Origin of the sequence: Allokutzneria sp. A3M-2-11 16 (genome assembly GCF_024213555.1) — a bacterium.
Taxonomy (GTDB): Bacteria; Actinomycetota; Actinomycetes; order Mycobacteriales; family Pseudonocardiaceae; genus Allokutzneria.
In genome coordinates, this window is sequence record NZ_JANAVO010000002.1 from 203,218 (window position 1) to 229,019 (window position 25,802).

Below are 25,802 nucleotides of genomic sequence, written 5' to 3' on the forward strand. Positions count from 1 at the left end.
TCCGCCGCTACCCTGGGGATATGAGCGAGCAGCACACCAGCGTCTCCGCCGACGCCCTCCACACGCTGCACGCCGCGAGCGAGCAGGCGGCGCGGTGGGAGGACGCCGTCCGCCGTGCCGAGAACGGTGAGACCGTCGCGGTGATCGCCCATGGCGAGCACGTGGCCGACGTCGTGCCCTCCGGCGAGTTGGAACGCCTCCGCGAGACCATCGAGGTCCTCTCCGACTCCGATGCCATGAGGGACCTGGCCGAGGCGCGCTCCACTGAGCCGGACCTCGTCGGGGTTGACGCCATTCGCGCCGAGCTCGCCGCCCGGATCGCCCGCGAGGCCCCGTCCCAGTGACATCCCATCACCATCGTCGCGACGCCTATCGCGCCCGTTGACGCGCTCTCGGCATTCCGAACGCTCACATCGCCCCACTGAACGGAGCAGACGGCCAGGCGGCAGTCCCGACAGTCACCCGGAGCCGACCACGCCGGACGCGTGCAGCCTGCGCGACCACATCGAACGCCAGCACGCCCAGTTCGCCGCGGAGGGCAAGACCATGGCCAAGTGGCTGGAGGAGATGCGGGGCTGCCGGATTCCCGGGCTCACCGTCGACTCGGTAGTGCGGACCATTCGCCTGTACCGCGACGCGGATGATCCGAGGACCGTGGAGTGAGCACGGCCAGTCTCGTCATCGACTTGGCGGTGTTGAACATGCTGCGGTGCAAAGACTCGACGACAAGAAGACATCGACAAGTGCCCGAGTCGTACGCTCCCTGACAGCACACCGCCCCTGGCGTCCACAGTGGACACCAGGGGCGGGGCGGAACGGACTACCAGCCGCGGGTGGCCAGGCGCTGGGTCTCCGGCAGCTCCGAGACGTTGATGCCCACGATGGCCTCGCCCAGGTTGCGGGAGACCTTGGCGATCACGTCCGGGTCGTCGTGGAAGGTGGTGGCCTTCACGATCGCCTCGGCGCGCTTGGCCGGTTCGCCGGACTTGAAGATGCCCGAACCCACGAACACGCCCTCGGCGCCGAGCTGCATCATCATCGCGGCGTCGGCCGGGGTGGCGATGCCACCGGCGGTGAACAGCACCACGGGCAGCTTGCCCGCCTGCGCCACCTCCTTGACCAGCTCGTACGGCGCGCGCAGCTCCTTGGCGGCGGCGAAGAGCTCGGCCTCGTCGAGCACGGTGAGACGGCGGATGTCGGCGCGGATCTGGCGCATGTGGCGGGTCGCCTCGACCACGTTGCCGGTGCCGGCCTCGCCCTTGGAGCGGATCATCGCCGCGCCCTCGGCGATGCGGCGCAGCGCCTCGCCCAGGTTGGTGGCGCCGCAGACGAACGGCACGGTGTAGGGCCACTTGTCGATGTGGTTGTCCTCGTCGGCCGGGGTCAGCACCTCGGACTCGTCGATGTAGTCCACGCCGAGCGACTGCAGCACCTGGGCCTCGACGAAGTGCCCGATCCTGGCCTTGGCCATGACCGGGATCGAGACGGCGCCGATGATGCCCTCGATCATGTCCGGGTCGCTCATCCTGGCGACGCCGCCCTGGACGCGGATGTCGGCGGGCACGCGCTCCAGCGCCATGACCGCGACGGCGCCGGCGTCCTCGGCGATCTTCGCCTGGTCGGGCGTGACCACGTCCATGATCACACCGCCCTTGAGCATCTCGGCCATGCCGCGCTTGACCCGGGCGGTGCCGGTCACCTGGTCCGCCTCAGCGCGGGGGGTCTCACTGGAGGTCACGGTAGGGCCCTTTCAACTACATGCTCGCCCCGCGAGGCGGGTCTCTTGGCAGAGCTCGCGGCGGATGACCCATCCATCCTACGTCCGGGTCTTACCCCATTTCGGTGTTCGGGGCGTGGACCGTCACACACCGCGCTCGTCCGGGCGGGCGGTCCACGTCCGGCAAGGTTGTCAGCACTACGCCAAGGGTGTGAGATCGGCCACACGGACAATTCCGGGAGGCCGAGTGCGATGGGATCCAAGAACACCGAGAACGGGACCGCCGGGGCCGCGGTCGCTGTGCCAGACCCCGCCCGCATCCGCAACGTAGCCCTCGTCGGGCCGTCCGGGGCGGGCAAGACGACGCTGGGTGAGGCGCTGCTCGCCGCGGCGGGGGTGATCACCCGGACGGGGTCGGTCACCGAGGGCACCACTGTCTGCGACCACGATCCGGCGGCCGTGCGCCAGCAACGCTCGGTGGCGCTGTCGGTCGCGCCGTTCTTCGTCGGCGACGTCAAGGTCAACCTGGTCGACACCCCCGGCTACGCCGACTTCGTCGGGGAGCTGCGGGCCGGGCTGCGGGCCGCCGACGCCGCGCTGTTCGTGGTGTGCGCCGCCGAGGGCATCGACACGAGCACCGTCGCCCTCTGGCAGGAGTGCGCCGCGGTCGGCATGCCCAGGGCGGTCGTGGTCTCGCGCCTGGACCACCCGCGCGCCGCCGTCGAGGCGGAGATCGCCGCCTGCCGGGCCGCGTTCGGCGCCGGGGTGCTGCCGCTGTACCTGCCGGTCACCGACTCGGACGGTGCGGTGACGGGGCTGGTCGGGCTGATCTCCGGCAAGCTCTACGACTACTCCGGCGGGCGGGTGCCGGTCGCCGACATCCCCGGTGACGGCGACGCGGACCGGATCGAGCAGGCCCGCGCGGAGCTGATCGAGGGGATCATCGCCGAGAGCGAGGACGAGTCCCTGATGGACCGCTACCTCGCGGGCGAGGAGATCGACCAGGCCACGCTGGTCACCGACCTGGAGAAGGCGGTGGCGCGCGGCTCGTTCCACCCCGTGCTGCCGGTGTGCGCGGCGACCGGGGTCGGCCTCACCGAGCTGATGCAGGCGATGACCAGGGGTTTCCCCTCCCCGCTGGAGCACAAGCCACCGCGCGTGACCGACCCCGACGGCACCGGCGAGCAGGCTCTCGCGGTCGATCCGGACGGCCCGCTGGCCGCCGAGGTCGTGCGCACCGCCGTGGATTCCTACGTCGGCCGCGTCTCGCTGGTGCGCGTGTTCTCCGGGACGTTGCGCCCTGAGCGGCCGGTGCACGTCTCCGGGCACGGGCTCGCCGACCGCGGTCACGAGGACCACGACGCCGACGAACGGGTCGCGCACATCTACTCGCCGCTCGGGTCGAACCTGCGCGAGGTGCCGTACTGCGTCGCCGGGGACCTGTGCGCGCTGACGAAACTGACCTCGGCGGAGACCGGCGACACCGTCTCCGACCCGGCGCGCCCGCTGCTGATGAAGCCGTGGGAGATGCCGGAGCCGCTGCTGCCGATCGCGGTCGTCGCGCACAGCCGCAGCGACGAGGACGCGTTGTCCCGCAACCTCTCCAAGCTCGCGGCGGGCGATCCGAACCTCCGTCTGGAGCGCAACGCCGAGACGCACCAGCTGGTCCTGTGGTGCATGGGCGAGGCTCACGCCGACGTGGTGCTGCAACGGCTGCGCGCGGGCGGGGCAGAGATCGACACCGAGACCGTGCGGGTGCCGCTGCGCGAGACCTTCGCGAGTCAGGCCAAAGGCCACGGCAGGCACGTCAAGCAGTCCGGTGGGCACGGGCAGTACGCCGTGTGCGACCTCGTGGTGGAGCCGCTGCCGAGGGGTTCGGGCTTCGAGTTCGTCGACCGCATCGTGGGTGGGGCGATCCCGCACCAGTTCATCCCGAGCGTGGAGAAGGGCGTGCGCGCCCAGCTCGACAAGGGTCTGCAGAGCGGATATCCGCTGGTGGACGTGCGGGTGACCCTGGTGGACGGCAAGGCGCACAGTGTCGACTCCTCCGACGCCGCGTTCCAGACCGCGGGGGCGCTGGCGCTCAAGGAAGCCGCCGCGCAGGGCCGGATCACGCTGCTCGAACCCCTGGACGAGGTCGAGGTGCGGGTGTCGGACGAGCACCTGGGCACCGTGCTCGGTGACCTGTCCGCGCGCCGCGGCCGGGTGCTGGGCACCGAACCCGGCGACGAGGACCAGCCCGGCACGACGGTCGTGCGCGCCGAGGTGCCGGAGACCGAACTGCTCCGCTACGCGGTCGAACTCCGTTCGCTGACTTCAGGAACGGCCAGCTTCACCCGTCGATTCAGCCACTACGACCCGCTGCCCGAGCAACGCAAGTAAGCAAGTCCTCAGTGGACAGTCCTGGGCTGGCCACCGCGAAGGGCGTCGGGCAGCAGCTCGCGCAGCTGGGCCGGGTAGACCCGGTCCCGCGTCGCGGCCAGCTCCCGCGCGCTCCACCAGCGGTGGTGCTCGATGGTGTCCACCTCCAGCTCGGTGAAGCCGGAGGTGTCGATCTCCCACGGCTTTCCCTTGCGCAGCACGAAGAACAGCTCCACGCTGTCCACGGGCAGGCCGCCGAAGGTGAACTGCTCGCGGCGCCGCCACACCGGCCCGGCCAGCTCGGCGACCGGCACCACCAGACCGGTCTCCTCTGCCAGCTCACGGGCCGCGGCGGCGCGCGGGTCCTCGCCGGGGTCGATGCCGCCGCCGATGGTGAACCAGAACGGTTTGTCCGGGGTCTCGGGCGCGTGCCCGCGGAAGAGCAGCACGCGGTCGTCGGCGTCGACCAGCAGCACGCGCGCGGAGTGCCGGGGCTCGAAGACGGTGTCGGGGTCGACCACGTCCGGCAGGTCGAAACCCGGTGGCAGCACCGCGCGCAGCTCCCGCTCGGACTCGGCCAGCCGCCGCCACAGCCCCGGCGAGATCCTGGTGCGGTCGATGCACGACAACAGGAAGCTCAGCTCGTTCTGCGCCTCGGCCCCGCCCGCGTCCGCGTCGTCGACCGCCTTGGCGAAGGTGATCGCGAAGTCCGGCTCCAGGGCGTCCGGCGTGGCCAGCACCTCCCGCGCCAGTTCGACCCGGCGCGTGAGAGCCGCCTCCATCACCGCGACGACCGGTGCACGGCGACGATGCGCTGCACGACGGTGATCACCGCGAGGACCGCGAGCACCCACAGCGCGATCTCCGCCGCGTAGGGCACGCCGAGCCCGTACAGCCCGGTCCCGACCAGCGCGATGATCAGCCGCTCCGCGCGCTCCACCAGCCCGCCGTCCGCGGACAGCCCGGTGGCCTCGGCGCGTGCCTTCACGTACGAGATCACCTGCGCCGAAACCAGGCACACCAGCCCGGCCGCCGCCGCGGAGTGGTTGTGCTCGACCGCGAAGGCCCACCACACGATCGCCGCGAACACCGCACCGTCCGCGATCCGGTCGCAGGTGGCGTCGAGCACCGCGCCGAACGGCGTGCCGCCGCCGACCGCGCGCGCCATGGCCCCGTCGATGAGGTCGAAGAACGTGCAGAGCGTGACGACCACGGTCCCGACGAACAGCTCGCCCCTGGGGAAGAACCACAGGGCGGCGACGGAGGTGCCGATCGTGCCCGCGACGGTGACCAGGTTGGGGGTGAGACCGCGCCGGACCAGCCACGCGCCGATCGGATCGGTGACACGCGAGACCGTCTCGCGGGCGAAGAGGTTCAGCATGTCGGGGCTGCGCACCTGCCGGTCGGTTTCGGAGTGGGCCCCGAGCAGAGTAACCGCCGTCCGGTGTGACCAGCGTTTTGAGCGATCGCTCAAAAGTGGCGTACGCTCGGGGCCATGAAGGTCGTCATCCCCGGCGGGACCGGGCACATCGGTACGTTCCTCGGCCGCGAGCTGACCGCGCTCGGTCACCACGTGGTGGTGCTCGGCAGGACCTCGGGGACCCACTGGGACGGCCGCACGCTCGGCCCCTGGGCGGCCGAGATCGACGGCTGCGACGCCGTGGTCAACCTGGCCGGGCGGAGCGTGAGCTGCCGCTACACCCAGGAGAACCTGCGGCAGATGATGGACTCGCGCGTGCACTCCGCCCGCGTGATCGGCGAGGCCATCGAGCGCGCGGACAGTCCGCCGCGGGTCTGGTTGCAGATGAGCACGGCCACGATCTACTCGCACCGGTTCGACGCGCCCAACGACGAGGCGACGGGCGAGATCGGCGGCTCCGAGCCCGGCGTGCCCGGCTACTGGGCCTTCAGCGTGGACATCGCGAAGGCGTGGGAAGCCGAACAGGAGCGGGCCAGCACGCCGCACACGCGCAAGGTCGCCCTCCGGACCGCCATGGTGATGAGCCCCGGGCGCGGCGGGGTCTTCTCCGTGCTGCGCGCGCTGACCAGGTTGGGGCTGGGCGGCCCGGTCGCGGGCGGCGCGCAGTTCGTGTCGTGGCTGCACGACCGGGACTTCGTTCGCGCGCTGACGTTCCTCATCGACCGGGAGGACCTGAGCGGTCCGGTCAACCTCGCCGCGCCCAACCCGGTGCCGCAACGCGAACTCATGCGCACCCTGCGCGCCGCGCTGAAGGTCCCGGTGGGCCTGCCCGCGACCAGGCTGATGGCCGAACTGGGCGCGTTCGCCCTCCGGTCCGACACCGAGCTGCTGCTGAAGAGCCGCCGGGTGGTGCCGGGGCGCCTGCTCGACGCGGGCTTCTCCTTCGGCTTCCCCCACTGGGCCGACGCCGCGCACGACCTGGTGCGCCGGGTCAACGATCCGCGGGGCTAGGACTCGTTCCAGGCCCCGGCGAGCAGGTCCCTGGTCTCGCCGAGCAGCTGCGGCAGGACCTTGGTGTGCGCCACCACGGGCATGAAGTTGGCGTCGCCGCCCCACCTCGGCACCACGTGCTGGTGCAGGTGGGCGGCGATGCCCGCCCCGGCGACCGTGCCCTGGTTCATCCCGATGTTGAACCCGTGCGGCGCCGCCGCCCTGCGCACCACCCGCATCGCGCGCTGGGTGAACTCCGCGAGCTCCACCGTCTCCTCGGGCGTGAGGTCGGTGTAGTCCGGGATGTGCCGGTACGGCAGCACCATCAGGTGCCCCGGGTTGTACGGGTAGAGGTTGAGCACGGCGTAGACGCGCGCGCCCCGCGCGACGATCAGCCCGTCGGGGTCGTCGAGGTCGGGCACCCGGCAGAACGGGCACACCTCTCGATCGGCCTCGCTCGGCTTGTTCTCGCCGCGGATGTAGGACATCCGGTGCGGGGTCCACAACCGTTGCAGGGCATCAGGAATCCCGATTCCGTCCTGTTCGGACAGTTCGGGACCGCCGCCTGCGCCGAAAACCGCACTCACCTCCCGATGCCCGTGTCAGCCCACGACCGCCGCGAAGGTCTCCGCGCTCGGCGAGGTGTTCTCCCTGCGGGTGATCCAGTCCACCACCGCGCGCACCGCGTCCGGGACGGAGACGCCGTTGATCTGGCTGCCGTCGCGGAAGCGGAAGGAGACCGAGCCGCCCTCCACGTCCTTGCCGCCCGCCAGCAGCATGAACGGCACCTTCTGCGTGGTGTGGGTGCGGATCTTCTTCTGCATCCGCCCGTCCGAGGCGTCCACCTCGACGCGAACACCCTTGCCGCGCAACGCGTCCGCGACCGCCTCCAGGTGCGGCACGTGCTCGTCGGCGATCGGGATGCCGACCACCTGCACCGGCGACAGCCAGGCCGGGAACGCGCCCGCGTAGTGCTCGGTGAGCACGCCGAAGAAGCGCTCGATCGAACCGAACAGCGCGCGGTGGATCATGATCGGCTGCTGGCGCGAGCCGTCCGGGGCGGTGTACTCGAGCTCGAACCGCCTGGGCTGGTTGAAGTCCAGCTGGATGGTCGACATCTGCCAGGAACGGCCGATGGCGTCCTTGGCCTGCACGGAGATCTTCGGCCCGTAGTAGGCGGCGCCGCCCGGGTCGGGCACCAGTTCCAGGCCGGAGTCCTCGGCGGCCTGGCGCAGCGTCTCGGTCGCGTCCGCCCACTCCTGCGGGTCGCCGATGAACTTCGGCGAGTCGTCGCGGGTGGAGAGCTCCAGGTAGAAGTCGCTCAGCCCGTAGTCGGCCAGCAGGTCCAGCACGAACTTGAGCAGCGAGCGCAGCTCGCCCGGCATCTGCTCCTTGGTGCAGTAGATGTGCGAGTCGTCCATGGTCAACCCGCGCACGCGGGTGAGGCCGTGCACGACACCGGACTTCTCGTAGCGGTAGACCGTGCCGAACTCGAACAGCCGCAGCGGCAGCTCGCGGTAGGACCGCCCGCGCGAGCGGAAGATCAGGTTGTGCATCGGGCAGTTCATGGCCTTGAGGTAGTAGTCCTCGCCCTCGAACTGGATCGGCGGGAACATCGTGTCCGCGTAGTACGGCAGGTGGCCGGAGGTGTGGAACAGCCCGCCCTTGGAGATGTGCGGGGTGTTGACGAACTCGTAGCCGGACTCCTCGTGCCGCGCCCGCGAGTAGTCCTCCAGCTCGCGGCGGACGATCCCGCCCTTGGGGTGGAAGACCGCCAGGCCCGAGCCCAGCTCGTCGGGGAAGCTGAACAGGTCCAGCTCCACACCGAGCTTGCGGTGGTCGCGCCGCTCCGCCTCGGCCAGCCGCTCCAGGTACGCGTCGAGCGCCTCGGAGGTCTCCCACGCGGTGCCGTAGATCCGTTGCAGCTGCGGGTTCTTCTCGCTGCCGCGCCAGTACGCGGCGGCGCTGCGCATCAGCTTGAACGCCGGGATGTACTTGGTGGTCGGCACGTGCGGGCCGCGGCACAGGTCCGCCCACACCCGGTCGCCCGAGCGCGGGTCGAGGTTGTCGTAGATCGTCAGCTCGCCGCCGCCGACCTCCATCACCTCGGACGTGTCCACGTCTGACTTGATGTCGACCAGTTCCAGCTTGTACGGCTCGTCGGCCAGCTCGACCTTGGCCTCGTCGACGGAGTCGAACCGGCGGCGGGAGAACCGCTGCGCGCCCTTGATGATCTGCTTCATGCGCTTCTCCAGCGCGGTCAGATCCTCGGGGGTGAACGGGGTGTCCACGTCGAAGTCGTAGTAGAAACCGTCCTTGACCGGCGGGCCGATGCCCAGCTTGGCCTTGGGGAAGAGCTCCTGCACGGCCTGCGCGAGCACGTGCGCGCAGGAGTGGCGGATGACGCCGCGGCCGTCGTCGGAGTCCGCGGTGACCGGCTCGACCTCGGTGTCGGTGTCCGGTGCCCACGCCAGGTCGCGCAGCGCGCCGTCGGCGTCGCGGACCACGACGACCGCCTGTGGCCCCTTGTTGGACGCGCCGACCTCGCGGAGGGCCTGACCGGCGGTAGTCCCCGCCGGGACCGTCACACGCGTGGGAAGCGAGACGACCGGTTGGGGCTCGGACACGGGAACTCCTCAGAACGGCAAACTCCGGAAACCCAGATGTTATCCGCCGTCCCGGAGCCGCTGAGCCGTAGGTGCGAGTGCCGCCATCAGGTACGCGTCGTGCCACTGCCCGTCCCAGCGCAGCACGTGCCGCAGCGTGCCCTCGATCTCGAAGCCGCACTTGCGGTAGCAGGCGACGGCGCGCGGGTTGAACGTGTAGACCTCCAGCTCCACGCGGTGCAGGCCGATCCGCTCGAACGCGTAGGCCAGCACCAGCCGCGTCGCCTCGGTGCCCAGTCCCCTGCCGGTGGCGCCGCCGGTCAACCCGATCCGGTAGCCAGCGGAGAGGTTGTCGAAGCTGATGTCCTTCAGCGCGAGGTCGCCTGCGAAGCCGCCGGTGGCCCGGTCGATGACGGCGAGGTCGATCCGGTCGGTCTGCTCGGCCCTGGTCTCGCACCACCGCTGGACGACGTCGAGGGTGAAGTCGCGGTGGGTTCCGGTGAGCCTGCGTCCTTCGGGGTCCTCGGTGGCGGCGAAGGCGTCCTCGGCGTGTTCCGGCCCGAGCGGGACGAGCGCGACCCGCGATCCGAACAAGGTGGGTTTGTCAGCTATCGCGGCTCGATCGATCACAGGTGCTGTGTAGAGCACCCGCTCCCACTCCCGCCACCGATTTTCCCCTTCATGAAGCCAAACCCCGCCTCCTCGTCCCCCGCCGAAGTTGGGGTGTCTTCAAGTACCCCCAACCCCCACCCACACCGTCTCAAACCGCCCCCAACCTCGGCGAGTCCAGGAGGTGGGGGGCGGTTTGAGACCCACGGGAGGGCGGTTCGCGGTACTTGAAGACCCGACCGCACCGTGGGGGCTCGGGCGTCACTCGGGTACGTGCTCGACCCCGGCGGATGAGCGCGGCACCGGCCGGCCGAGCATCGTGCAGAGCATCGCGGTCTGGAGCGCCTTGCTGGCTGCGGCGATCTTGGGATTGGACCCGAACTCGACCCACGTTTCCATTGCGACGAGCATCGTCGCCGCGCGGCTGCCAGTGCGGTCGGTGACGTTGACGGAGAAGTAGCCCGGGATTCCGGCGTCGTGGCCCCAGAACGTGCCGCACGGCGTGGTGCCGGTCTGGATGCCCAGACCGTAGCCGGGCCCGTCCGGCTGTTCCGGGAGTACCGGCACCGTGGTGCGCATCTCGGCCAGCTGAGCGGCGGGGAGCAGCTTGCCTGACATCAGCGCGGTGTGGAACCGCGCCAAGTCCCACGCCGTCGACACCACCGCCCCGGCCGCCCCGCCCCACGACAGGTCGTTGCCGGAGACGTCCACGTGACCATCGCGGCGCGGCCCGGCGAAGTCCCTGAACTCCGCCGGCACACCCGGTGGCATGTGCTCCGCGTCCGGCTCGTACCCGCGAACGTGCCGCCCGCGCCAGGCGGGGTCCGCGGCGTAGTAGGTGTGCGCGAGGTTCAGCGGCCGGGCGATCCGATCCCGGACCAGATCCGCCAGGCTCACCCCCGTGACCCGCTCCAGGAGCGCGCCGATCGCCGCGTAGTTGGTGTTGCTGTAGTCCCATTTCGTGCCCGGCGCGAACAGCGGATCGTGCTTCACCCCCACCGCGAGCAGCTCCGCCGACGTCCACCCCCGCCTGCCCTTGCCCACGATCGACGGCACGACCGCCGGGTCCGCGGTGTAGTCCGCCAGGCCGCTGGTGTGGTTCAGCAGCATGCGCACCGTGATCGCCTTGCCGCCCGGCACCTCGCCCGGCAACCACTTCTCCACCGGATCGGCCAGCGCGAGCTCGCCCTCGGCGACCAGTTGCAGCACGAGCGTGGCCATCACCGTCTTCGTGCTGGACCCCACGCGGAACTCGTCGCCCGCCCGGAGCACGTGGTCCCGCCTCGCCCACCGCGCCTGCTCGGCGATCTCCACCGGCAGGCCACCGCCGTCGTCCACCCGCACGATCACCCCCGGCGCCCCGGCGTCCACCAGCTCCCGCGCCAACCTCTCCAGCGCCTCCATCTCCAGCGCCGCCGTCGATGTCGTCGTTGCAGCCGCCGGGGCCGCCAGGGCCGCGGCCAGACTGACCACCAGCGCGGACACCGCGAACATCCGCAGCGCCGAAGAACCACGTCGAGGCATAGATCCTTCTTACCGGATCACAGCATCAACGATGCCGCCCCCAGCGCCGACCGCGACAGATGACGATCTTGGCCGGATTTTCGCCATCGGGGGTCGCCCAGTCCCCCGCCGAGGTTGGGATGTCTTCAAGTACCCCCAACCCCCACCCGCACCGTCTCAAACCGCCCCCAACCACGGCCGCACCACGAGGTTGGGGGCGGTTTGAGACCCACGGGAGGGCGGTTCACAGGACTTGAAGACACCCCAACCCCACGCTGAGGGCTGCACCAACAGAACCCACAGCACCACGCTGGGCTGCACCGCCAGCACCCGACAACACCGGCGGAAGCCACAGCACCACGCTGGCGCCGCACCGACAGCATCGACAGCACCGACGGAAGCTCAGTACCACGCTGGTTCAGCACCGACCGCACCGTGGGGGTGTGGGGGCTCGGCCCCCGCATACGACAACGGCCGACCCGGTTCACGCTCTCCGTGAACACAGGTCGGCCGAGGCTGGTGGGCGATACAGGGATTGAACCTGTGACCTCTTCCGTGTCAAGGAAGCGCTCTCCCACTGAGCTAATCGCCCGCGCGTGGTGCGTGGGTACCGCATGGGAACCAGCATTTCGAGACAGAGGCTCCGAACGGGTGAACCGTTCGGAGCCTCTGGCCTGCTGGTGGGCGATACAGGGATCGAACCTGTGACCTCTTCGGTGTGAACGAAGCGCTCTCCCGCTGAGCTAATCGCCCGGGATGGTGCGCCGCTCTCGCGGTGCGGTGCAAACATTACACAGGCCTGGGCCGAGGACAAAAACGGGGGTCCCGGGCGCGCTGCGGACGATCTCGGTCACGGTCCGCCACCGCCCGGCTACGGCCCGGCGCGTCGCAGGTCATCGCCCTTTCGGGCGGTCAACAAGACCTTCGATCGACCTCACCCCTCCGGCGGGGTCCTTTGTCGGTTTCCCGGTGTTAGCGTGAGGCCGCCGCGCCGCCGGGGTACCCGAGTTGGTCACGCCACACGGGAGCACCGGTACGCCAGCGGGGCCGTCCACGGCCCGGCGTCCTCCGCCGGACCGCACGGCCCGGACTGGCCACGGCACCCCCCAGATGTGTCGGGCGACCGATTACGGAGCGCAGTCCAACGGTTGCCCAACGAAGAAGTTCTGCCCCGTACGGGTGATCTATGAGCGACAGGCGAGCGCGAAGGGCCACATTCGCGTCACAAATATGTCGTTCCGTCGTTCACTTGAGCGGCAGACAGCACGAGAGGCGGCAACAATGCGTAACGACCACGTGACTCTGCGCTCCACGGCGGTCTTCGACCTCCTGGCGCCCCGCAGTCCGGCGGTCCCCGTCCAGGTCGAGCTCCGCTACGACACCCGCGACCCCTACGCCGTGGTGGCCGCGTTCCGCACCGGCCGGGCGGGCTGGGTCGAGTGGGTCTTCGCCCGCGACCTGCTCGCCGACGGCCTGATCGCCGCCGCGGGCGAGGGCGACGTCCGGATCCGCCCGGCGGTCGACGACCCCGAGGTCGTGGTGATCGAACTCAGCTCCCCCTCCGGCCACGCGATGTTCGAGGCGGCCGCGCAGGAGCTGGCCGACTTCCTGGACCGGACCTACGACCTGATCGTTCCCGGCAACGAGAACCTGTGGGTCAGCGTCGACGACGCGCTGAGCCACCTGCAGTCAAACGACCTCAGCTGATTTCGGCGTCTTCGCAGGTCAACTGGCACGCAGCAGCAAACGAGCACCCCGATTTGATCCCGGCGGACGGTGTCGGATAGTGTTTCGCCATCGCCACGGCGGCGGGGACGGGCAAGATCAAGCACCACGGTTGAACACCACGATCGAGCACCGTCAACACAAGCCGGGCAGCACGCGGATGTAGCGCAGCTGGTAGCGCATCACCTTGCCAAGGTGAGGGTCGCGGGTTCGAATCCCGTCATCCGCTCGGAAGGCCCTCGTCCGGGCCGACTGGATCCTCCGGGGCACTGCCGGTATCGGCCCCAGAGCATCGGCGGAGTGGCCGAGTGGCTTAGGCAAGGGCCTGCAAAGCCCTGTACGCGGGTTCGATTCCCGCCTCCGCCTCGGGCGATTAGCTCAGTGGGAGAGCGCTTCCTTGACACGGAAGAGGTCACAGGTTCAATCCCTGTATCGCCCACCAGTGACAGACGCTGGTCACAAGCCCCATCCCTCCTCGTGAGGGGTGGGGCTTCAGTGTTGTCGGGCAGACCGAAGCACGGTGCTCGTCGCTGACCCGTCGTCGGCGCGGACCGTGGCTCCGATCGCGGTCGAGTTTTCGGGTGTCGATCCCGCGAGAGAAATGGGCGCACCTTCTGGTAGCCGGGAACGGGAAGGCTTCCACGGAAGAGTGCGTACAACTACTTCGCTTTGATCGATAACGACTTCAGCACATATGACCGGCCGATCTTCCTTTTCCGGGAATCCTCGGATGATCCTGGCCCCGAAAGCCAGGAGACCTTCGATTACCACGCCGAGTTGACGTGGCACAAGTGCGCCGTGCTGGATTCTTTTCGGAACGGCGCAGGCCGCCGCTGCCGCCGCTTCCGCTTCTTCGTCGTGGTCCGGGAATGGGACCTGGCCCCGGGCTTCACCGCGGAACAGGCTTACACCAGCGACCTGGAATGGCGCCGTTCCCATCACTGCCACGAAGCCCCGTCCTTCGGTTCGAAGGGCGGGGCTTCGTGCTGTCGCGGGAGTTTCAGCGGCGGGTGAGGCGGTACCAGGTGGGGCCCGCGTCGGGGCGGCGGCGGATGCTGCCGGGGGTCACCGAGACCAGGTCCCAGTGCGGCGCGAACGCGGTGTCGATCTCCTCGCGGGTGACGCTCAGCGGGCCCTTGGTGAAGGCGTAGAGGACCAGCGTCGCGCCGGGGGCGGCCAGCTCGGCGATTCCCTTGGCGTACAAGGCTTTCGCCTCGTCCCGCAGGCTGTGCGAGCAGCCGAAGTCGAGCAGGAAGTCATACGGCCCGCCCAGCCCGGCCGAGGGGATGTCGAGCAGGTCGCACTCCACGAAGTCGACGGAGACGCCCTGCTCGGCGGCCTTCTTCTCGGCCAGCTTCAACGCCTGCGGGGCGATGTCGACACCGGTGACCTGCCAGCCGTGCTCGGCGAGGTAGACCGACTTGGTGCCCGCGCCGCAGCCGAGGTCGATGGCCCGGCCGGGGGTGAGCCGGTCGGGGCCCTCGATCAGCTCGACCAGCTCCGGCATCGGCTTGCCGAGGTCCCACGGCGAGATGCCCAGCCGGTAGGCGAGGTTGTAGATGGTGTTCGTCAGCTTCGAGGAGCGCTGGCGCTGGGTGCTCGTCACGGTGTCCTTCTCTCCTTCGTCAGCGGGCCGAGATGGCACCGGAGAACAGCTCTGAGCGCCGTTTGGCGCCCATCTTGCGCAGGATCGAGGCGACGTGGTTCTTCGCCGTGTTGGGGCTGATGCTCAGGGAGCGCCCGATCTGCTCGTTGGTACATCGCTTGGAGACCAGCCACAGCACCTCGTGCTCGCGGGAGGTCAGGGTCTCGGAGTCGCCGAAGCTGACCTGCTGCCGCGGGTCGCGGGGCGGGCCGAACAGCCATTCCCGGTTGCCCCGCAGCGTCGAGGCGATCGCCGCGGCCAGCCGCTCCGGCGACTCCCTCGTCGAGACGAAGGAGTCGACGCCGGAGAGGTAGCAGAACTTGAACTCCACCTCGGAGCCGAGGTCCCCGAAGGCGACCACGTGCGGTCTGCGGGCGGTCTCCTTGAGCGCGCGGCAGAGCTCGAAGCACTCCTCCAGGGTCGGGCTGTGCGGGTCGACCACGACCAGGCCGACGTCGCCGTCGCGGACCCCGCGCAACGCGTGCTCCGGGGTGGGCGCGTGACTGAAACCGGCGACCTGGCGGAGTTCGGCCGACTTCGCCAGCACCGTGGCGATCCCGACCGCGGTCACCGGTGTGAATCCATGAAGCAGAGCCTGCATCTTGTCCCCCAGACAGATGATTCTCATGTCTCACCGGACGCGTGTGTTCCGGGATCGCGACCCCCAGTGGTTTCGATCCCCGGTCCGGCTCCCGCGCCGCCCGCACCGATCCGAAAAATCCCCAGAGGATCGGTCTGCCGTGCGGTGCGATCCCGATCCTGAGTGTTCGAAACGTGAACCGCAAGGATCGGGATATTGAATTACATGCACCAGCATACGATTGCGTTAGGTCACGCCGGGCTCATTGTCAAGAAACGTAGAACAAGCTCTTATACGGCCCCGTGAACAGGGGACACGGGGTCCGGGCCGCGCCCCGGATCTTCGGATACCGCCCCACGACGTGCCCGCACGGTGGTATAGGCGCGACGCGGTCAGGCCTGCATCGCCCGGCCGACGCGGGAAAGGGTCTCGAACATGCTCTGCCCTTCGGCGATCGCCTCGACTTCGAAAACACTGTATGACGTCGGCCCGTAGCCGATGAGCTCCTTTGCTTTGCTGACCTCGAAAGGGCCATTCATGTGTTCCGGGGAGTCCCAGAGGTAGACCGCGCCCCACACGCCGCGTTCGGAGTTGGAGAACCACGTCTTCTGCCGCATCCCGGGCAGCGTGGAGAACGCGTCGACGGCGTAGTCGCGGAGGTAGGAGCGCAGGCTCTCCACGGTGGCGGTGGACTCGGTGAGATCCCAGACGATGATCACCACGTACATGTCGTGCTCCTCGGTCCTCAGGGGAAGGGGTGCGGGTCGGGGTTGATCTCCTCGGCGGTGAGCGGCCGGTCGCTCATGCCCAGCCGGTGCGGCACCTCGCGCAGCCTCGGCAGTCCGTCCACCCGGCGGAAGCGGTGGCCGAAGGTCATCGGCAGGGTGCCGGGGATGATCACCTTCACGCAGGCCAGATCGCCCGCGGCGTGCTCGGGCGTGGTCTGGTCGACCACCACCACGTCCATGCCGTCGGCCAGGTAGCGGCCGACGAGCTCGCGCAGGTCGTCGGTGAGGTCGGCGTTGCCGAAACCGCGTGGCAGGTCCGCGAAGGTGCTCCGGCGCGCGGAGCTCACCAGGAAGTCCAGCCGGGCGAAGGCCGACGGGTCGCCACTGGCCAGGGCGTGATCGGGCATGTCGGCGACCAGCTCGGGATCGGCGGCCATCGCCCGCGCGCGTCGCGCCTGCTCCGGAAATGCCTCGACGAGCGCGGACAGGATCGGGCCGAGTTCGCTGAGCGCGTTCTCCGCCGCCCGTTCCGGATCGGGGTGCGAGCCCGCGGCGCAGACCACCTTCGGGTGCCCCGGCCGGTCGTGTTCGTCGACGGCCATCGCCCAGATCGAGGGCACCCGCTGTTCCAGGGTGATGTCGAAGATCGACACGTGGTAGCCGGTCTCGGCCTCCAGGGTCCGCACCAGCGCGGGCACCGTGCGGTCGGCGGCCGACTCCGGGTCGATCCTCGGCACGCCCATGCGGGCGTACCAGGTCATCAGGAACGCGTCCCGCTCGGCGACCTCCAGGATGCCGTAGAAGATCGCCTCTTCCAGGCAGCCGCCGAGCGCGCAGCCGTTGGAGATCTCGTAGACGAACGGTGCCGGGGTCCCTTCCGGGCGCGGGGCGCGGTAGTACGCGTACGCCTCGGGCACCAGGATCGGCTCCTGGCGGGCGAAGGAGTACCCCCACACCCACCGGTACTCCGCGTCCGGGTCGAACGGCGCGAACCGGAAGCCGGGCTGCGCGTAGGACTCGGCCGGATGCGCGCCGAGGGTGTTCGGGTCCAGCGCGTGCTCGCGGATTTCGTTGTACGAAGCCATGATCACCGTGTCGCGACCACCGGGCTCGACACCGCCGTAGCGCTCCAGCGCCTCCAGTACCGCGGTGAGTTCGCTCGCGCGGTAACTGCGGGTTCGGCCGTAGCCGCTCTCCACGGCGAGGCTGCGCAGGCCCATGGGCGCGGACGCGAGGGCGAGACCGCCGTCGCCGCCCCGGTACAGCGCGCGGATGATGCCGGTCTCGGAGTCCACATAGGACTCGATCAGCGAGTTCGCGGTGTCGTCGGTGACCGGGCGAACGCGGTAGACCTCCGGCGCGGGTTTGGGTTGGGGGCGCAGGACGATCCTGGCCAGCTCGGCGGAGTCCGCGGGCAACGTGCCGCAGTCCGGGCAGCGCGGATCGGGCAGGAACCGGTGTTCGGTGATGCGCAGCGTCTCCAGGTCCACGTAGAGCAGGCGCTGGCGAGGGTTCGCGAGTTCCGCACCGACGAGCGCCGCGACCAGGTCGGCGGCGAGCGGGGTGAGCCACGAGGACGGCGTGTCGGCGAGGGTGTCGCCGTGCTGTGCCAGCACCGCGTCGTGGCCACGGGGTTGCTTGCGCGCCAAGCGTCTCCGGAGTTCCGCGCAGGCCGCGCAGCCCGGTTCGCCCGGCAGCTCGACCGGCCCGATCACGACCCGGCCCAGCTCCGCGCGCACGGGCAGCCACGGGAGTTTCCGCTCGCGCACGGAGGCGTAGTCACGGGTGTCCCAGCCGTCCGTGGCCACGACGATCGCCGTGGACTCGGCGCTCACCTCGCCTTCGGCACTGAGGAAGTCGGTGATGGTCTCGGCGAGAAGACCCTTGCCGAGCACTGTGATCGGCTCACCCATTGTCGATCACCACGCGAACGATGTGCGGCATGATGGCGTGCACCTCTGGGTCGTGGTCGAGTGGGGTGACGGTCAGCCGGAGCCCGCGCGCTTCGAGCCGCGCTACCAGGGAGTCGTGGTCGCAGGGCTGCGGAACACTGACCCCGGTGCCGCGCTTGATCTCCGGTGCGGCAGGCGGCGCGTACTCCGGCTGGCGGTTCTCGCGGGACTGGTGGTGCAGCAACGCCTGTTCGAACACCTCGGTCACCGCCTCGCCAGGCGTGAACGCACTGGCACAGCCGACCGGCTCGTCCCCGATGAAGCACACAACCGTTGGCAGGCCGAGAGATCCGGTGATGTCGTAGACGGTGACCGGCTCACCGAGGGTGTTCACCAATGCGCGGTAGCGCGGGTCCGCGTCGAGGGAGTCCAACTCCACCAACGAAGCTGGCGTTGTGCGGGCCTCGGCCAACGTGAGTCGTCTGCACTGGTCGATGAGCCCGGCGTCGATCGCCTCCTGGCGGCTGTAGCCCGCGGCGACTCCCTCCTGGGTGCCGGAGCTGTACGCGGCGAGGCCGCGCATGGCCGCTCGGTAGCGCGCGGTCGCGAAGTCTGGCCCCGCCGCGGTGATTCGTGGCCCACCGGCCACTCGGACCTCGCAGACCCGCAGTGGCACCTGGGCGTAGTGGCGTTCCGAGGGCTCACTGAGCACACCCATCAGGTCGTCGACCGCCGCGGCGGCGCGCTGGGAGAACTCCTCGGGCGTGAGCGGGCCGAGATCGATCTGTCGCTGTGGGCCGCCGACCCGGAGGAACGCGTGCGTCTTGCTGTCCAAAGTAGACAGATCGACGCGCACGGCTTCGTTCTTCGTCGTCGGCTTGTCGCGGAACACGCCCTGCACGAGCTGCGCGGCGAGTGCGGTCACCGCCAGCTCGGTGAGGTGCTGTGCGGGGCCGGGCGCGGGGTTGAGCGCGCTGAGCCGACGCCATGCCGATGACCAGCCGGGGCGGCCGGGCCCAGACCGGATCAGCCACGCGTGGTCGCCGCGCACGACGATCTGCGCGATGGTGATGTCCGCGCACAGCTCGTCGAGGGCTGCGGCTTCGTCCGGATCGTCGGTGGCGTGGAGAACGAGGTCCACACCGTCCACAGTGTTCAGTCGGGGAGCCTGTGCCACCGTGGCGAGCCCGGAGCGGCGAGCTGAGCTGGCGAGAGCAGTTGCCAGTGGGCCGGAGCCGACGACAGTGGTCCGCAGTGCTTGGTAGCGCTCGAAGATCTCGTCGGCGGAGTCGTGGAAGTAGCCGAGGAAGCCCGCCGTGGGCGGAGCGGAGACCTCGCGGACCACGTCGCGGTCGATCAGCGCGGTGAGCAGCTTGGTGACCATGTCCGCGTGCCCGGTGGGCAGGCCGTCGACCAGGTCAGCGAGCGACCTGGTGCCGTTGAGGGCGGGGGCGAGCCGGTCGATCAGCTGGTGCACCGTCTTCCCGTTGAACGTCACCGGACCGCTGTGCGTCAGCAGGTAGGAGCCGGTGTCGGTTTCGGCGCGGTAAACGTCAGGACGCAGCAACAGGCCCATATTCGACTCCTTTCAGCTCGGCGGGACGGCTGCCGATCAGGAACTCGCCGACGCAGCCCTCTGCGGTGTGGTCGTGCCCGGTCAGCTCCGCGAACGCTGCGGAGTCCCCCGCGCCGAGGCCGCACGCCGCGAGGCCCATCGACGTGGCGACGAGGTACAGCGTCTGGTAGAGCACGCCGACGTGCTTGAGCATCAACGAGTACGGGATCTCCTCGTAGGTCCGCATCAGGCGGCCGAAGCGCGCGGACACCACCAGCAACACCTGCGGCGGCTCCGGCATCACGGCCGCCTGCGTTGCTGTCCACAGTAGACGTCCGACCTCGGGGCTCGCCGGTCGGACGAGTTCGAGCCGGTGCTCGTGCGAGTCGTAGTGGTACATGCCCGGAGCCAGGCCCGAGACGTTGCGCACCACCGGGTACAGCTCCAGCTCGAACGCGGAGCCGCCGGACGGATAGGGCTTGCGCAGGTACTCGACGCCGTCCTGGACGAAGACGTTGCGCACGCGCGCCGCGCGGTAGAGCAGCTCCCCGAGCTGGTCCAGTGTCATCGGCGCGGCATCGTCGTGCTCGCGGACGGACATCCGGTCCTCGATCGCCGACGTCAGACTGATGTCGTTGGCGCGCAGGGAGTCCAGGTCCGGCTTGGCCAACTCGACCGTCGGGCCGGGAAACGGCTCCGGCTTCGCGGGGAGCTGGTCGAAGACGTCCTTCGCCCAGTTTGTCCTGCCGAACCCGCCGTCGGAGTAACCGCCGTTGCCGAGCCGGCTGCGGCCGTGGAACCACAGCTCGTGCGGACGCCACTGCCGCAGGCGCGCGTCGGCTTCTTCCGAACCGGGGCGCACCGCGAGTCCGGCCGCCCACAGGTCCTGGAACAGTCGGTCCGCGATCGGGCCCGCCGGAGTTCCTGGCCGGGCCAAGCCGCCAATCAGCTCCACCACCACGGGACTGTGCACGAGAAGATTCGCTTGCGCGACAGGCGATTCCACGACCAGGTCAGTGCCTTCTCGGCGCAGGAGCGCGAAGCGTGACAGTACGAGTTCCTCGCCGGAGTACGGCTCACGACGACCAGAGCGGACGGGCTGGATCGTGTAGAGGTCTTCGCCGTCGCCACGCACGGTCGTGGTCAGCCAGTCGCCGTCGAACAGCGCGTCCAGCAGCTCCGCGGTCTCGCCGGTGCGGATCTCCTCCGCCGGGCACGGGCCTTCGGCGAGCTTGGCGAGCACGGTCCGCTTGACAGGGGTGAGCGCGCCGAAAGAACCCATGTGCCGCCACAGTTCTCGCCGCAGCAGCCGCAGTTCGCCGGACGGTGTCGTCGAGAGGTACACGCCGGGGCGCAGCTGCAAGAGCTCCGCGTACCGGGTCGTCGTCGCGTTGGTCATGACATCACTCCTTGGCCTACCGGCGCGGCCTGGCCGATCAGGTCGAACGCGGAGATGCCGTAGATCTCCTCGACCGCGTTGGCGGCGAGGTGGCACAGCAGGAATCGTTCGGCCGGGGTGATCCCGAGCCGCGTCAGGTGCAGGTAGGTGAGGTTCAGCATTCGGCGGTACCGGGAGAACGTCTTGTCCCGCAACAGGTCGTGCCAGCTCGGGTTGGCGAAGAGCTTGCGGTGGAAGGGACTCGCTTCCACGAAGGCGCCGGGCTCCGGTGCTTCCTCGAAGACCGGCTCGACCTCTGGCAACCCCCGGAGAATCGTGACCCACTCCCGCACCAGGGGAATCGAGTCCGCTGTGCCGTCGAGTGTCGCCACCGTCGCGCGAACCCTGCCGGTGAGGGCCGCCGCGTTGGCGCGGTAGTAGGACTCCCACGCGGGGCGGAGCCCACCGCCTTCCGGGAAACCGTTGAGAAATCCCTCGGCGTGCGAACGGAATGAGATGAAGCCGTTGGTGATCCCGTTGCCGGACAACGCGTGCGCGGTGGCCACGATCAGGGAGAGCGCGGTGCCCAGCAGCGCTGGCCTGCTTTGCGTCGCCTGGAAGGACAACTCCGTTGTCGCGCAGTAGAAGTCCTCGTCCGGGGACGCCACGTACGGCGCGTAGTGCATGGAGTTGTTCGGCAGCCACGGGAGCAGCGGACCGTCTTCGCCCTCCAGCTCGGCCAGCCGCGTGTGCAGCGGGAGCTGGCCCTCCGGGTCGATGATGGTCGTGGACGGGTGGCGCTCGAGGAAACCGCCGATGATCTCCTCAGCCGCCGACCGGACGTGGTCGAAGGAGGATGTGCGCACGTTCAGCCGCAGGTGCGGGCCGAGCTTCCAGTGCCGCAGGTGGTAGGCGTCCCCGTCGACGCGCTGGAAGAAGGGTCGGACCGCTTCGAGGATCAGGCGGCCCTTGTCCTCGTCGTGGTAGTGCACGTGAATGCTGTTCCAGGTCAAGGGTTTCACCACCCCTGCTCGGCGAGGTCGGCGAGCGCCGCGACGGCGAGTCTGCGGATGCCGCCTTCCGCGACCGGCGAGAGCCCGAGGCGGTTGCACACCAGGTGCGCGCACACGTCCAGCACGGTCAGCACGCGGGCGCGCGGATCGTGGGTGGCGATGCCGTCAGGGCCTTCCCAGCCCCGCGTCGGCGGGACGAACACCCCGGCGGCGACGTGGGCGATGAGCCGGTCGCGCAGCGTGTTGATCGTCCTGAGCCAGTCCACCAGGGTGCCCTGGGCCGACGCGGGCGGCGGGTTCGCCGTGAGGGCGTGCATCTGCCTGGCCAGGGTGACCGCGCGATCCCGTTGCGCCAGAACGAGGTCGTCGAACTTCTCGCCCGCGGTCCGGTCGATGTCGGTGATCCGCTTGCCGTCCTTGCTGATCCACTGCGCGAGGCTGGCCGGATCGGGGTCGTAGCTCAGCCAGGTCAGCAGGATCATCGCGGTCGCCGCGCTCGCCCGCTGGTCCATGGTCGCGCCCCGGTTCAGCACGGCCAGCGCGATCCGGCTGGAGTCGGCGAAGTGCCGCTCGACCGCCTGCACGGACCGCCCGGTCCCGTACCGCTCGTGCTCGCGTCGGTAGGGGACGAAGGCGACGGAGTTGTTGGGGCACAGGGTGGCCGAGTACTCCGTCATGCTTTCCCGCTCGGCGAGCGAGCGCGCCATCCGCGCGTACTCCCGCTGAGCGATCCGATCCGGTGAGGGGTTGCGCGCCAGGAACGTGCCGAAGTGACCGGTGACGATCGCCTCGATCTCCGAGCGGTCGGCCTGCCGCGTCGGCAGCACCCGCAGCCGCACGTGCGAACCGCCGTCCCAGTACCGCAGGAAGAAGAACTCCCGGGCCAGGTCCCGCTCGGCGAGCAGGCTGACCAGCGGGTCGACCACACCGGTCACCAGCAGGTCCAGCTCGTCTTGGTAGAAGGCGTGCGCGCTGATCCACTCCGACTCGTGCCGGGCGGTGCCGCGCAGGACCGACTCACGCATTCCGGCCCCCCGGCTCGGAGATCTCGATCAGGTACTCCACGACGCTGGGCGCGGCCGGGTCGGGCCCGAACGCGTCGTCGGGATCGGGCAGCGCCTCCTCGAAGAGCACCACCGGTCCCGGGCCGCCGACGGTCCGGTCGAAGGACTGCGCGAGGAAGTGGTTGGCGAAGTCGACGTAGACCGGCTTGTGCGACTTGTCGAAGATCCACTTCGCCGTCGGGCCGCTGCCCTCGGCGGAGTCCTGCGACCACATCCGCACGAAGCACTTGGTCGGGATCTCGTTGTCCCGCAACCACGTCGTCATCCGCATCAGGTGCTCGGCGTCGGTCTCGCCCTTGGCGCGCAACGGGACCAGCGCGGCCGGAACGATCCACCGCGCCCTGCGGACGACGACCCTGCCGAGCTCGATGCGCGGGGAGAAGCCGATTCCGTCCGGCACAGCGGTGTCGTCGCCCAGCAGGGGCATGCTCGGGTGGAGGTAGTAGGTCGCGCCGAAGCCCATCGAGAGCAGCCGGGCGACCGGTGGCAGCAGGGTGTCGGCCATCATTCCGAGGTGCAGCGGCCGGATCTGCTCGCCGGTGGCTCGGGAGGTCAGGGAGCAGAGCCCGGTCTCCGCCGAGTGCACGACCTCGATGTCACCGAGCGGGATGCGCTGCGCGTTCTCCCTGCCGCTGACGGTGAACGGGTAGTCGATCTCGTGGTCCACGCTCGGCGTCCGCGCGTTGAGCGAGAACGCGAACGTGCCGCTCAGCTCCGCCAGTCCGGGCTCGCCGCGCCACAGGTCGAACTCCGGCAGGTCACCGCCGGCCTGCCGGATCTGGTGCAGCACCCGGCTCCGCCCCCGGCCGAAGCCGCCGTGCGCGGTGTTGACCGCGATCCGGAACGACTCCCCTTCCGGCACGGCCTGGAGGTAGCAGGCGAGCGAGGCGGGGGCGGTGATCCACTTCGGCCAGCCCGCAGCGAGGGCGGTGAGCGCGTCGGGATCGACTCGCACGACACCGTCGCCGTCCGGCTCGGCGAGCAGCAGCCGCCGCAACGACTCCTGGATGCGGCCCAGTTCACGCAGTCGCGGCAACGGGCTCTCGGTCAGCGGGGTTCCGGTGAGCAGTGTCCCCTTGAGGAAGGTCCCGATCGCGTTGGCCGCCGCGTTGTCCTTTGTGGACAGATCGACCGCGATGGCGTGGTGCAGGACGAGCAGGGGAACCCGCGCTCCGGAGCCGAACCGCTCGGTGAGGTAGGTGCCGAGCGCGATGCGCAGCGGCAACGCGGGGTCGAGCGCGGCGAAGCACCGGCGCAGCACGTCGAGGTCGGCGAGCGCGGGACGCCAGCGATCGGTGGCGCACTCGGCGACCAGCGAGGTGAAGACCGCGTTCTCGTGAACCGTGTTCTTCTCCTGGCCGCCGATGGCCTCCTTCGGGAAGCCCGCGCGCTCGACGAGGCGGTCGACCGCGGCCAGTAGGTCGCGGTGACGGCGCAGGTGCTCGTTGACGTCGTCGACGGCGGCGGGAGAGCGCAGCTGTTCCCGGGTGTCGGCGATCGCGGTAGCGAGGTCCTTGTCGTCGCTGTGCTCGTCGAGCCAGGCAAGCAGGTCGCCGAGGGGATCGGCGGACTGGTCGGCGACGGGGTTCAACCGCTCCAGCAACCCGGCCGAGAGCAACGTGTCGAGGAAGTCCGCCGAACCCTCGCCCAAGGCCGAACGCAGCTCCGCCAGGGTCCGGGAATCCTTGCCGAGCAGACGGAGGCACTCGATGACCGCGGGCGTCGCGGGCACGCTCACCAGGGCCTCGCGCGGCGGTGGGCCCAGGAAAGTGATCTTCTCGCCGACGCGGGTCGCACTGGGGTTGGCGCGGATCTGGACGACCGGCGCGAGCGAGGGCCGCTCGCACAGCAACCGGCTCAGCCGCTGTGTCAGGAAGCCGTTGAGCTCCAGGGCCGCAGTGATCGTCGCGGGTCTTGATGTGTCCTTTGTGGACCAAACTCCAGCCCCGGAAGCGGTGAACGTGCTGTAGGGACTGGTCTTCGCCGCGGCGCGGGCCAGGTACTTCGCGATGCGGATCATCGACTGGCGCCGCGGCAGGCGGTTGGCGTCGGCGACCCACTTCTCCAGCTCGGCGAACAACGCGGGGCTGGCGTGGGACAACGCGCGACGAAACCGCGGCAGCGAGGCTGCTTCGCGGAGTTCTCCCTGCTTCGCAAGGGTTTCCTCGGCCAGAACCGCAGGCAGCCCGGCGAGGAGTTCTTGGCGGCGGCTCAGCGCGGCGATCCACTTCTCGATCCGCGCGCGCAGCACCGACGGCAGCAGGGCTCGGACGGTGTCGTTCCACTCGCTCGGTTTCGGTTGGCGTGCCTGGAAAATCGCGCGCCGGAGGCCGACGACCGCGGGCTTGTTCCCGATGTCGGTCAGCGAACCGATCACCGCGTGCAGTTCGGCGGAGAGCTTGTCGCCCTCCTCGGCCAGCTCCCGCGCGAGCAGCACCAGGTCGGCGGCCCGCTCGTGCGCGGTGTCGAAACGCAGTCTCCGCAAGGACTCGGCCGGAACCCCGGCCACCCGCAGCACCAGCGGGCTGCTCACCCATGCCCCGCTGGGCAGTACGAAGCTCGTGTCCACGCCTGAGACCCTTTCTGGAGTGCTGTGCCCGGGTGGGCGGGAGAACCCGCCCACCCGGTGCGGGTTCAGCTGGTGCAGCAGGAGCAGACGCAGACGCAGGTGGTGCAGGAGGCACCGGCGTCGGCCATGCCGTGACCAGCGGTCAGCGACTCGACGGACAGGCCGCTGTCGGCCAGGTCGAACACGTCGACGGGCAGGGCGGCCAGGTCGCGGTCGTCGCTGTTGTTGATCTTCATGTGTTTCTCCATTCGAAGTGGTGCACCTTGCCCCTCGAACTCTGCTCGGCTGCTGGGCCGCGCCGCATCGACCGCAGCGACTCATCACCTGCCTACCGGGCGGGAGTACGAACTAGTCCGAAACGGACTATCTCTTCGATAGAGCTGAAAGCGTTGCGGCACAATGCGTTCAGCCCGGTGGTAGCTTCCCCGGCACAGTGCTGCGGCACAG

21 protein-coding genes and 5 tRNA genes are annotated in these 25,802 nt (G+C 69.8%); 7 read left to right on the forward strand and 19 right to left on the reverse strand.

The window, feature by feature from the left end; translation table 11 throughout:
- Positions 1 to 20: 20 nt before the first annotated feature.
- Positions 21 to 344: a hypothetical protein gene (locus tag NLX83_RS19020; RefSeq protein ID WP_254236425.1), complete on the forward strand. Its 324-nt coding sequence runs from the start codon at positions 21 to 23 to the stop codon at positions 342 to 344.
- A 476-nt stretch (positions 345 to 820) separates the two neighbouring features.
- Here the strand turns inward: NLX83_RS19020 and pdxS are convergent, their stop codons facing one another.
- The gene (pdxS, locus tag NLX83_RS19025; protein ID WP_308209335.1) at positions 821 to 1,738 is read right to left on the reverse strand and encodes a pyridoxal 5'-phosphate synthase lyase subunit PdxS; all 918 of its coding nucleotides are present in this window, start codon (positions 1,736 to 1,738) and stop codon (positions 821 to 823) included.
- 231 nt (positions 1,739 to 1,969) lie between these two features.
- On the opposite strand from pdxS, the gene NLX83_RS19030 reads away from it, so the two are divergent.
- Complete coding sequence (locus NLX83_RS19030; protein WP_254236426.1) at positions 1,970 to 4,099, forward strand: elongation factor G-like protein EF-G2; 2,130 nt, start codon at positions 1,970 to 1,972, stop codon at positions 4,097 to 4,099.
- A gap of 8 nt (positions 4,100 to 4,107) precedes the next feature.
- On the opposite strand, the gene NLX83_RS19035 is transcribed toward NLX83_RS19030, so the two are convergent.
- The gene (locus tag NLX83_RS19035; RefSeq protein ID WP_254236427.1) at positions 4,108 to 4,860 is read right to left on the reverse strand and encodes an NUDIX hydrolase; all 753 of its coding nucleotides are present in this window, start codon (positions 4,858 to 4,860) and stop codon (positions 4,108 to 4,110) included.
- Positions 4,860 to 5,459 carry a phosphatidylinositol phosphate synthase gene (gene pgsA, locus NLX83_RS19040; RefSeq protein WP_254236931.1) on the reverse strand — a complete coding sequence of 200 codons (600 nt, stop codon included), beginning with the start codon at positions 5,457 to 5,459 and terminating at the stop codon, positions 4,860 to 4,862. Before pgsA ends, NLX83_RS19035 begins: the two co-directional genes overlap by 1 nt.
- A 114-nt stretch (positions 5,460 to 5,573) precedes the next feature.
- Here pgsA and NLX83_RS19045 point away from each other — a divergent pair, with 114 nt between their 5' ends.
- The gene (locus NLX83_RS19045) at positions 5,574 to 6,509 is read left to right on the forward strand and encodes a TIGR01777 family oxidoreductase (protein WP_254236428.1); all 936 of its coding nucleotides are present in this window, start codon (positions 5,574 to 5,576) and stop codon (positions 6,507 to 6,509) included.
- On the opposite strand, the gene NLX83_RS19050 is transcribed toward NLX83_RS19045, so the two are convergent.
- From NLX83_RS19050 to NLX83_RS19075, 6 genes are all read right to left on the reverse strand, one after another.
- A complete protein-coding gene (locus NLX83_RS19050; protein ID WP_254236429.1) occupies positions 6,506 to 7,075 on the reverse strand; it encodes an HIT family protein in 570 nt (189 codons plus the stop codon). The two genes, NLX83_RS19045 and NLX83_RS19050, sit on opposite strands and share 4 nt — an antisense overlap.
- A 15-nt stretch (positions 7,076 to 7,090) precedes the next feature.
- Positions 7,091 to 9,115 (reverse strand): threonine--tRNA ligase, encoded by a 2,025-nt coding sequence (thrS, locus tag NLX83_RS19055; protein WP_254236430.1) that lies wholly within the window; start codon positions 9,113 to 9,115, stop codon positions 7,091 to 7,093.
- Positions 9,116 to 9,154: 39 nt separating this feature from the next.
- Positions 9,155 to 9,724: a GNAT family N-acetyltransferase gene (locus NLX83_RS19060; protein WP_254236431.1), complete on the reverse strand. Its 570-nt coding sequence runs from the start codon at positions 9,722 to 9,724 to the stop codon at positions 9,155 to 9,157.
- A gap of 240 nt (positions 9,725 to 9,964) precedes the next feature.
- Positions 9,965 to 11,227 carry a serine hydrolase domain-containing protein gene (locus NLX83_RS19065; protein WP_254236432.1) on the reverse strand — a complete coding sequence of 421 codons (1,263 nt, stop codon included), beginning with the start codon at positions 11,225 to 11,227 and terminating at the stop codon, positions 9,965 to 9,967.
- Positions 11,228 to 11,723: 496 nt separating this feature from the next.
- Positions 11,724 to 11,798, reverse strand: a tRNA-Val gene (locus NLX83_RS19070).
- Between the two features lie 86 nt (positions 11,799 to 11,884).
- Positions 11,885 to 11,959, reverse strand: a tRNA-Val gene (locus NLX83_RS19075).
- 528 nt (positions 11,960 to 12,487) lie between these two features.
- Here NLX83_RS19075 and NLX83_RS19080 point away from each other — a divergent pair.
- The 4 genes from NLX83_RS19080 to NLX83_RS19095 all read left to right on the forward strand — a co-directional run bounded on the left by NLX83_RS19080 (position 12,488) and on the right by NLX83_RS19095 (position 13,373).
- Complete coding sequence (locus tag NLX83_RS19080) at positions 12,488 to 12,913, forward strand: SsgA family sporulation/cell division regulator (protein ID WP_030430167.1); 426 nt, start codon at positions 12,488 to 12,490, stop codon at positions 12,911 to 12,913.
- A 174-nt stretch (positions 12,914 to 13,087) separates the two neighbouring features.
- Positions 13,088 to 13,160, forward strand: a tRNA-Gly gene (locus NLX83_RS19085).
- A 65-nt stretch (positions 13,161 to 13,225) separates the two neighbouring features.
- Positions 13,226 to 13,297, forward strand: a tRNA-Cys gene (locus NLX83_RS19090).
- A 1-nt stretch (position 13,298) separates the two neighbouring features.
- Positions 13,299 to 13,373: transfer RNA gene (locus NLX83_RS19095), tRNA-Val, on the forward strand.
- Between the two features lie 558 nt (positions 13,374 to 13,931).
- Here the strand turns inward: NLX83_RS19095 and NLX83_RS19100 are convergent.
- The 10 genes from NLX83_RS19100 to NLX83_RS19145 all read right to left on the reverse strand — a co-directional run bounded on the left by NLX83_RS19100 (position 13,932) and on the right by NLX83_RS19145 (position 25,591).
- Positions 13,932 to 14,537: a class I SAM-dependent methyltransferase gene (locus NLX83_RS19100; RefSeq protein ID WP_254236433.1), complete on the reverse strand. Its 606-nt coding sequence runs from the start codon at positions 14,535 to 14,537 to the stop codon at positions 13,932 to 13,934.
- Between the two features lie 19 nt (positions 14,538 to 14,556).
- Positions 14,557 to 15,147: a helix-turn-helix transcriptional regulator gene (locus NLX83_RS19105; protein ID WP_254236434.1), complete on the reverse strand. Its 591-nt coding sequence runs from the start codon at positions 15,145 to 15,147 to the stop codon at positions 14,557 to 14,559.
- Positions 15,148 to 15,548: 401 nt separating this feature from the next.
- The gene (locus NLX83_RS19110; RefSeq protein WP_254236435.1) at positions 15,549 to 15,884 is read right to left on the reverse strand and encodes a YdhR family protein; all 336 of its coding nucleotides are present in this window, start codon (positions 15,882 to 15,884) and stop codon (positions 15,549 to 15,551) included.
- Positions 15,885 to 15,901: 17 nt separating this feature from the next.
- Positions 15,902 to 17,797, reverse strand: coding sequence for a TOMM precursor leader peptide-binding protein (locus tag NLX83_RS19115; RefSeq protein ID WP_254236436.1), 1,896 nt, complete (start codon positions 17,795 to 17,797; stop codon positions 15,902 to 15,904).
- On the reverse strand, positions 17,790 to 19,352 hold the full coding sequence (locus tag NLX83_RS19120; protein ID WP_254236437.1) for a YcaO-like family protein: 1,563 nt from the start codon (positions 19,350 to 19,352) through the stop codon (positions 17,790 to 17,792). Before NLX83_RS19120 ends, NLX83_RS19115 begins: the two co-directional genes overlap by 8 nt.
- Positions 19,330 to 20,730, reverse strand: a complete 1,401-nt coding sequence (locus tag NLX83_RS19125) for a SagB/ThcOx family dehydrogenase (RefSeq protein WP_254236438.1) — start codon at positions 20,728 to 20,730, stop codon at positions 19,330 to 19,332. The genes NLX83_RS19120 and NLX83_RS19125 overlap by 23 nt, the downstream gene beginning before the upstream one ends.
- The gene (locus NLX83_RS19130; protein ID WP_254236439.1) at positions 20,727 to 21,731 is read right to left on the reverse strand and encodes a thiopeptide maturation pyridine synthase; all 1,005 of its coding nucleotides are present in this window, start codon (positions 21,729 to 21,731) and stop codon (positions 20,727 to 20,729) included. The genes NLX83_RS19125 and NLX83_RS19130 overlap by 4 nt, the downstream gene beginning before the upstream one ends.
- Positions 21,728 to 22,747, reverse strand: coding sequence for a lantibiotic dehydratase C-terminal domain-containing protein (locus NLX83_RS19135; RefSeq protein WP_254236440.1), 1,020 nt, complete (start codon positions 22,745 to 22,747; stop codon positions 21,728 to 21,730). Before NLX83_RS19135 ends, NLX83_RS19130 begins: the two co-directional genes overlap by 4 nt.
- Complete coding sequence (locus NLX83_RS19140; RefSeq protein WP_254236441.1) at positions 22,740 to 25,355, reverse strand: lantibiotic dehydratase; 2,616 nt, start codon at positions 25,353 to 25,355, stop codon at positions 22,740 to 22,742. Before NLX83_RS19140 ends, NLX83_RS19135 begins: the two co-directional genes overlap by 8 nt.
- A 65-nt stretch (positions 25,356 to 25,420) precedes the next feature.
- Positions 25,421 to 25,591 (reverse strand): thiomuracin/GE37468 family thiazolyl RiPP peptide, encoded by a 171-nt coding sequence (locus NLX83_RS19145; protein WP_254236442.1) that lies wholly within the window; start codon positions 25,589 to 25,591, stop codon positions 25,421 to 25,423.
- Between the last annotated feature and the right edge of the window lie 211 nt (positions 25,592 to 25,802).

What these genes read in the sequence shown, in the direction of transcription:
- NLX83_RS19020 (WP_254236425.1), top strand. Translation starts at nt 21, where the DNA reads ATGAGCGAGCAGCACACCAGCGTCTCCGCCGACGCCCTCCACACGCTG.
- NLX83_RS19030 (WP_254236426.1), top strand. Translation starts at nt 1,970, where the DNA reads ATGGGATCCAAGAACACCGAGAACGGGACCGCCGGGGCCGCGGTCGCT.
- NLX83_RS19035 (WP_254236427.1), bottom strand. Translation starts at nt 4,860, where the DNA reads ATGGAGGCGGCTCTCACGCGCCGGGTCGAACTGGCGCGGGAGGTGCTG.
- pgsA (WP_254236931.1), bottom strand. Translation starts at nt 5,459, where the DNA reads ATGCTGAACCTCTTCGCCCGCGAGACGGTCTCGCGTGTCACCGATCCG.
- NLX83_RS19045 (WP_254236428.1), top strand. Translation starts at nt 5,574, where the DNA reads ATGAAGGTCGTCATCCCCGGCGGGACCGGGCACATCGGTACGTTCCTC.
- NLX83_RS19065 (WP_254236432.1), bottom strand. Translation starts at nt 11,227, where the DNA reads ATGCCTCGACGTGGTTCTTCGGCGCTGCGGATGTTCGCGGTGTCCGCG.
- NLX83_RS19080 (WP_030430167.1), top strand. Translation starts at nt 12,488, where the DNA reads ATGCGTAACGACCACGTGACTCTGCGCTCCACGGCGGTCTTCGACCTC.
- NLX83_RS19110 (WP_254236435.1), bottom strand. Translation starts at nt 15,884, where the DNA reads ATGTACGTGGTGATCATCGTCTGGGATCTCACCGAGTCCACCGCCACC.
- NLX83_RS19115 (WP_254236436.1), bottom strand. Translation starts at nt 17,797, where the DNA reads ATGGGTGAGCCGATCACAGTGCTCGGCAAGGGTCTTCTCGCCGAGACC.
- NLX83_RS19120 (WP_254236437.1), bottom strand. Translation starts at nt 19,352, where the DNA reads ATGGGCCTGTTGCTGCGTCCTGACGTTTACCGCGCCGAAACCGACACC.
- NLX83_RS19125 (WP_254236438.1), bottom strand. Translation starts at nt 20,730, where the DNA reads ATGACCAACGCGACGACGACCCGGTACGCGGAGCTCTTGCAGCTGCGC.
- NLX83_RS19135 (WP_254236440.1), bottom strand. Translation starts at nt 22,747, where the DNA reads ATGCGTGAGTCGGTCCTGCGCGGCACCGCCCGGCACGAGTCGGAGTGG.
- NLX83_RS19145 (WP_254236442.1), bottom strand. Translation starts at nt 25,591, where the DNA reads ATGAAGATCAACAACAGCGACGACCGCGACCTGGCCGCCCTGCCCGTC.